Here is a 6856-nt window from a genome sequence, read left to right as displayed (position 1 = left end):
ATTTTTTTCTGTCTAACTTTTGGGGTGCAGTTCATAATAGGCGTCCTTTTTATAGTGTATCAGCTATAAACACGTTTCGATGGTTCATAAACTTTTTCAATTTTAAAACCGTATTGATTAATTAAAATATCTTCTGCTTGAAACGCATTGAGAATACCGTCTAACAACATTGTTTTCTTTTGTAGCATATTATAATCGTCACGATATTCAAAAAAAACTTCAGTTTGTTTATTCTTGTAAGTCATCTTCTACACACCTCCTTTCTTTTTTTAAAAGACCTCCACAATATTAGTATGCCACAAAAACAATAAAATCTGAGATATTTCAACAAAAAAGCTTCAAAAATGTAAAATTATTATCTAAGTAGTTAGATTTCTGCCCTCATAGCTATTATGTGGTTTATCTCGTGATCTTATTCGTCCAATAAAATCTAAGAATCTCATCTAATCCTCCATTTTTGAGTACAATAAAAGCACCTCATTTATGAGATGCTCTATGAATTATAATTGAATTTATTTATTGAATAACTTAGCCCAATTCTGCTTAGAATTTAAAATTCTGGAGACATAAACATCATATTTGTCGATATAATAAAAAGCTAAGTAATTTTCAATTGGCATATATCGGTAACGTTTTCCGTCATCTGTTAATTCACCGTAACCTCGACTCGATACTAACGGACATGCTTCTGGAAAGGTTTCTAAAGTTTCTAGTGCTGTTAAAATAAGGTCTAGTTTGCTATCGGCAGATTGTTGGCTGTAAAAATTCAGTACAATATAATCATGTATCTCTCTCAAGTCTTTCTTAGCTTGATCCGTAAGAGAAACATGGTAACGTTTATGATTACTCAAGTCCAAATTCCTTTCTTACATCTGCTAAAGACGTTAGTTTACCTTGCTCAACTTCTTGATGTCCCAACAAGATTTCCTTTTTCAAGTCTTCAAAAGCAACCTGATATTGAGTCTCTTGTGAATCACTAAATACGAACTCTTTGGGATCAACCGCACCTGTCGCAATTTTACGAAGTGCAGCATTAAAAATATCTGACAGGGTTAACTTTTCATCAGCTAAGATTTCTTTTGTTTGTTGGTAAAAAGTCGAATCTGCTCTAAAATTAACAGGTTGAGTACTTGCCATGATTAATACCTCTTTGTAAAGATGATTTGTAAATACATTGTAGCATCTTTATATTTAAAATTCAACTAAAAGCTCAATATTCCTCGCTCGTCATAAATACTACTATCATTATTTTGGTGTCGAATACATCTATCAATCCCCATTATGAGAGCTACAATACCGTCAATTTTCTCGATTGACTTTTCCTTATCTGGCTTAATATTACCAGCGGGATCTTGCCTCATGACTACGTTTTGCGACATCCATTTTAGAACTGGTTGTCCTCCATGTTGGATACGACCTTCCATCATTAGTTTGAATAATTCCTTTGACGGTGGACTCATATCCTTGTACCCCTGACCAAAAGGAATCATCGTCAGTCCCATATCCTCTAAATTCTGCACCATTTGTGTGGCATTCCATCTATCATAGGCGATTTCTTTTATATTGTATAGCTTTGATAAGTCCTCAATGAACTTCTCAATAAAGCCATAATGAACCACATTACCCTCTGTCGTTTTTAGATAACCTTGCTGTTCCCACACATCATACAAAACATGATCTCTACGGCAACGAAGCTCAAGAGTATCTTTTGGTAACCAGAAATAGGGTAGAATGATGTAATTCTCTAGTTCATTCCTAGGTGGAAAAACTAAAACAAAGGCTGTGATATCAGAGGTACTAGACAAGTCTAGTCCTGCATAACATTCACGACCTTTCAAACTTTGAAAATTGATTGGTGCATCCCCTTTGTTGTATACATGTTCAGGAATCCAAGCAACCGTAGAATTTGTCCACATATTTAGCCGTAGTTGTTTGAATACATTTTCTTCAGCAGGATTATCAAGTGCTTGTTTATAAGCTTCTCTGACACGGTCTAAGCCAATGGTATGACCTAATGACGGATTTGCTTTTAACCAGTTACTTTCGTCATTCCAGTCCTCCTCATCAGATAAACCATAAACGACAGGATAAAAAGATGTATCTTTCTTTCTGCCGTTTAAAATATCAAGTGCTTTTGTATGTAACTCGTAACAAATTGAATTCTTATCTGTTCCTGCAGTAGTAATGATAAAAAATAAGGGTTGTTCTCGTGCATCACCTGAACCTTTAGTTAAGACATCATAGAGGTGGCGATTGGGTTGCGCATGAATTTCGTCAAACACGAGTCCTGAAACATTGAGACCATGTTTTGTGCCAGTCTCAGCAGACAAAACTTGATAGAAACCTGCATTAGAGTAGTTAACAATTCGTTTCGTAGCACCCATTATTTTTGAACGTTTCTCTAAAGGTCGACTCATTAGTACCATTTGTTTTGCTACATCGAATACAATAGAAGCTTGATTTCGGTCACATGCTGCACCATAAACTTCTGCACTGGCTTCATTATCTGCATAAAGTAGATAAAGAGCTATTGCTGCTGCTAGTTCACTCTTCCCATTCTTTTTTGGAATTTCAATATAAGCAGTTAGAAATTGACGATTCCCATCTTCTTTAACAATCCCAAATAGATCTCGTACTATCTGTTCCTGCCAAGGTAAAAGTATAAACTTCTGACCTGCCCATTTTCCTTTAGTATGACAAAGGTTTTGAATAAAAGTAACTGCTCTATCAGCCTTACTTTTATCATAATGTGATGAAGCTAGCATAAAAGGAGTTGGTTCATAATGAAAAGTCATAGTAAACCTCCCAACAAATCTTCCATTTCGTCACCATTACCAACCTCAGAATCCATAGTAGCTAAACGATTCCTAGCGGATGGGGTTAGACCAAATTGTTCACAAAACTTCAGCATGATTTTTAAATTAGTTTGACTAATTGAAACTTGTGGAACTTGCTGTAAATACCCATTTGGTGTCTTTAAGATAGAACCATGTTTTGATAAAAACTCCTCTGCTTCTTTCCAACGTGCGTATGCTTGACAATAACCTGCAAATGCGGTCATATCCATTTCCGTCAGTAATCCCATTTGTTCCAATATTTTTCCCATCCGCTTCCATTCCCTCTTAGCATCTTCTTCAAGCCACTGGGGGCAACGTGGAGCCTTCTTTTGAGGTTTTACTTCATTCGTTGGGAGAGGCCGTTTACCAGGATTACCTTCTAGAACTTTTAAATTTGTAGGTTTCGGTTTACGTCCTCTAATTGCCACTAATTCACCTCCTAAAATAAAAAGAACTCAGATTGAGTTCCAAATTATAATTTATTGTATGTATCCACTATTTCTTGATAGATAATTTCATCAAAATCATCCATTCGGTCAGTTATTTTACCATATTCATAATGAAAAACTATTTCTTTATTTCGTTTAATTTTTAGGATTGCTATCCAAGCGCCATCAATATGTCGATCATAGGTACTAAATTCCCTAAGAAACTCAATATGATAGTGCCGGCCATTGCACTCTCTAGTTATCATTTCCCACATAACTATCTCAATTTCATTATTTTATCAATTCCGTAAAGTACATTTAAACTTTGTCCGTTATCCCAACTTACTAAAATTGAACCAATATCATCAACACCAATTACCGTACCGAGAGTACCTATAGGTGGTGCAAATGGATCCTTCATTTCGAGTAGTTTAACTCGAGTTCCATTTGGATACAATGATTTCAAAGTCTTGACTTTAAAGTCATCCATAATACAACCTCTTCTCTTTTGTTTAGTACATATTAACTCTAAAGTTCATTTTTATCCAGTTATTTCTGATGATATTTTTGAAGATAATATGGCACAACCAATAGCATAAACAACTGGTACTGTGACTCCGTTTCCTGCTTGTTTATAGAGTTGTGCATCAGAATTTACAGCTTTTGCCTTTTCAAATAAGTCATCACTGAAACCTTGAAGTCTAAAACACTCTTTTGGAGTAAGTCTTCTAATTTTGACAACACGACCATTCCAAACTACGGCACCCATCTGGCAGCTACATGAGAGGTTGTGAGCTATTCCTCTCCCTACTCTTGCCCTTCTCGTTAATGAACTCGGATAAGAAAGATCAACCGAGTCACCAACCTCCGCCAATTGATAACCTTGCTTTGTTCCGTTCCTAACCTTGATAGCTTGTGTCAAAATTGGTTGGACCTCAAGCACTCCAGAGTTCATTGCTGTTCGCTTTGTCGCACCAGCAGTATAACGAGCAGTTATACATCTTGCTTCTTCAGTTAACTTTGGTTCAGTTAGTGATTGGTCAATCAGATAAAGACCTGTCTTAGCTCCTAGTCCCCCACCCTCTCCAACAAGTGTTGTTGCAATACCACTGGGGTCATAGACACGGTAGCTTTGCATACCGCCTACAAGTTGCTTAAGATGGCTACTGCTTTCTCTGCTGATAGGTAGTACTTGTCGTCGACCTTTTCTTCTAAGATGTCCGATAGTATAGATGCGTTCTCTATTTTGTGGTACTCCGTAATCTTTTGAGTTGAACACTTGCCATTCAAGGTCGTACCCTGATTCATCCAAAATAGAGAGATAGTCGAGATAATCTCGTCCCCCACCACTTGATAAAAGTCCTTTAACATTTTCAAGGAGAACCCATTCGGGTTTATCTTCTTCTTTTTGGCTTTTGATGAGTTCAACAAATGTAAAAAAGAGTCCACTTCGCTCACCGTATAGGCCGGCTCGTTTCCCTGCGATAGACACGTTTTGACAAGGGCTTCCCGCACACCAGAGATCTGCTTTTGGTAATCGTGTTGGATCGATTGTTGTGATATCGTCATGAAACCATTCTCCTTTCGTATCGTACATTGCTTCATAAGACTTGCGTGCAAAATTATCTTTTTCACAAAATCCTATACACTTCATTCCTGCTAATTCTAGCCCATGTCGAAAGCCACCAACTCCTGAAAAGAAATCTAGAAACGTAAGTGTCATACTTGTTCCTCCAACTCCTTTAACACTTGGTTATAAGTTAAAACCTCATGATTACGTTGTACGGTTACTTCAGTATCGCCTGTAACTTCTATATAGCGTTTAACGATGACATCCACAAACTTTTCATCCAGCTCGATTCCATAACAAACACGTCCAGTCTGATCTGCAGCTATTAAAGTAGAACCAGAACCTAAAAATGGATCTAAAACTATTGTTCCACGCATAGAAGAGTTTTGAATAGGGTAAGCCATAAGTTGAATTGGTTTCATGGTTGGGTGGTCTTTACTAGACTTAGGACGGTCATATTCCCAAATGGTAGTTTGCTTCCGATCACTAAACCATTGATGCTTTCCTTTTTTCTTCCACCCATATAAACAAGGCTCATGTTGCCATTGATATGGGCTACGACCTAATACAAGTGAGTTCTTTTTCCAGATGCAACACCCACTCAAATAAAAACCAGCATCTTTAAAAGCTTTACGGAAGTTGAGTCCTTCCGTATCTGCATGAAAAACATAGATAGACGCATCATCTTCCATGTGATTTTCTACTTGAGTAAACATAGAAAGGAGAAACTGATAGAAGTCTCCGTCAGACATATTATCATTTAGGATTTTCCCAGCCGTCTCTTCAACGTCAACGTTATAAGGCGGATCTGTTACAACTAAATTAGCTTTCCTATCATCTAGCAACTGCTTATAGGTTTCAGCTTTTGTAGAATCACCACAAATGACTCTATGTTTTCCCAATTGCCAAATGTCCCCATGTCTTGATAACGTTGGTTTCTTCAATTCTTCTTCCACATCAAACTCATCTTCAAACAACTCCTTGTCATGGACATTGGAGAGGATGTCATCAATCTCTGGTGGCTCAAAACCAGTAAGGTCTAGATTGAAATCAGACTCCTGTAAATCTAAAAGTAAGTCAGCTAAGAGAGCTTCATCCCATTGACCTGTAATCTTATTGAGTGCAATGTTCAATGCTTTCTCATCTTCTTTGGGTAAATCAACGATGACGCACTTAGCAGTTTCATAGTCTAAGTCTTTAAGAACTGTCAAGCGTTGATGACCACCAATTACAGTTAAATCTTCATTGACAATAATAGGGTCAACATATCCAAACTTAAGAAGCGACTGTTTAATTTTTTCATATTCTTTATCCCCTTTTTTCAGTTTCTTTCGAGGATTATAAGCTGCAGGCTTTAATTCTTTCAGAGGAAGTTCTTTTATTTCCATTGTTGGTTGGTTCGTCATTTTAGACTCCTTTGTAAAATCTTATCTGTATGTAGCAGGCATGGCTACAATACTTTCTATTGGGATTGGCATAAGATAAAAATGACCTACCACAACACTGGCAAGTCATTTCTTCATATGCAGTTTGTTCCTTATCATGCTCCTCTTGATGATTTTTCCACCAATTTATTCTGCACCTATCTGAGCAAAATTTCTTCGGTCGTCCAGTTTTATTAGGAACCATAGGTTGAAAACATTGAGGACAGTTTGTACCATCTTGAACTCGTTTCTCAACCATCAAATACGGTAATGTTCCTTGTCCCTTTAACTCAGGATGTCTTTTACAATACTTCTTAACAGAGTCTTTAGATAAACCAATTACTTTAGCAACTTCACCGTATCCTAAGCCATTTTTTCTGAGCAACCAAATTTGTTCTCGTTGAAAGTTATTCATATCTGTTCCTCACTTTTATACTAAAAAATAAGGTTATTTTCGTACCTAAATTTAAACGAATTTACGAAAATAACACTCACTTAATTCTATATTCTTACTGGATTCTTTACTATTTTGAATTGATTTTTATATCCCACCCTATCAATTTTGCGAAATTTTACGTTTGAGGGGGCGTCGGTCTT

Annotated in this window: 10 protein-coding genes; all 10 read right to left on the bottom strand. The window is 36.7% G+C overall.

The annotated features are described in order from the left end of the window. Positions 1–59 precede the first annotated feature (59 nt). Positions 60–245 (bottom strand): hypothetical protein, encoded by a 186-nt coding sequence (locus HMPREF2987_RS09480; protein WP_075230325.1) that lies wholly within the window; start codon positions 243–245, stop codon positions 60–62. A 267-nt stretch (positions 246–512) separates the two neighbouring features. After that, complete coding sequence (locus HMPREF2987_RS09475) at positions 513–851, bottom strand: type II toxin-antitoxin system RelE/ParE family toxin (protein WP_075230324.1); 339 nt, start codon at positions 849–851, stop codon at positions 513–515. Next, on the bottom strand, positions 844–1137 hold the full coding sequence (locus HMPREF2987_RS09470) for a type II toxin-antitoxin system RelB/ParD family antitoxin (protein ID WP_075230323.1): 294 nt from the start codon (positions 1135–1137) through the stop codon (positions 844–846). Before HMPREF2987_RS09470 ends, HMPREF2987_RS09475 begins: the two co-directional genes overlap by 8 nt. Positions 1138–1202: 65 nt before the next feature. Further along, on the bottom strand, positions 1203–2795 hold the full coding sequence (locus HMPREF2987_RS09465; RefSeq protein ID WP_075230322.1) for a terminase large subunit: 1593 nt from the start codon (positions 2793–2795) through the stop codon (positions 1203–1205). Then, a complete protein-coding gene (locus HMPREF2987_RS09460) occupies positions 2792–3265 on the bottom strand; it encodes a phage terminase small subunit P27 family (protein WP_001007670.1) in 474 nt (157 codons plus the stop codon). Before HMPREF2987_RS09460 ends, HMPREF2987_RS09465 begins: the two co-directional genes overlap by 4 nt. Before the next feature lie 44 nt (positions 3266–3309). Beyond that, positions 3310–3540: a hypothetical protein gene (locus HMPREF2987_RS09455; RefSeq protein ID WP_075230321.1), complete on the bottom strand. Its 231-nt coding sequence runs from the start codon at positions 3538–3540 to the stop codon at positions 3310–3312. Between the two features lie 2 nt (positions 3541–3542). Continuing rightward, the gene (locus tag HMPREF2987_RS09450; RefSeq protein WP_075230320.1) at positions 3543–3755 is read right to left on the bottom strand and encodes a DUF4314 domain-containing protein; all 213 of its coding nucleotides are present in this window, start codon (positions 3753–3755) and stop codon (positions 3543–3545) included. A 51-nt stretch (positions 3756–3806) separates the two neighbouring features. Further along, a complete protein-coding gene (locus tag HMPREF2987_RS09445) occupies positions 3807–4988 on the bottom strand; it encodes a DNA cytosine methyltransferase (RefSeq protein ID WP_075230319.1) in 1182 nt (393 codons plus the stop codon). Beyond that, the gene (locus tag HMPREF2987_RS09440; RefSeq protein WP_075230318.1) at positions 4985–6241 is read right to left on the bottom strand and encodes a site-specific DNA-methyltransferase; all 1257 of its coding nucleotides are present in this window, start codon (positions 6239–6241) and stop codon (positions 4985–4987) included. The genes HMPREF2987_RS09445 and HMPREF2987_RS09440 overlap by 4 nt, the downstream gene beginning before the upstream one ends. A gap of 1 nt (position 6242) precedes the next feature. Next, entirely contained in the window at positions 6243–6674 is a 432-nt protein-coding gene (locus HMPREF2987_RS09435; protein ID WP_075230317.1) for a hypothetical protein, read from the bottom strand. Positions 6675–6856: the final 182 nt, after the last annotated feature.

The organism is Streptococcus sp. HMSC067H01 (assembly GCF_001814775.1).
In the GTDB taxonomy this organism is placed as follows: domain Bacteria; phylum Bacillota; class Bacilli; order Lactobacillales; family Streptococcaceae; genus Streptococcus.
Note: the sequence above shows the minus strand (reverse complement) of the source record. Positions and strands in the feature narration are given on the sequence as shown.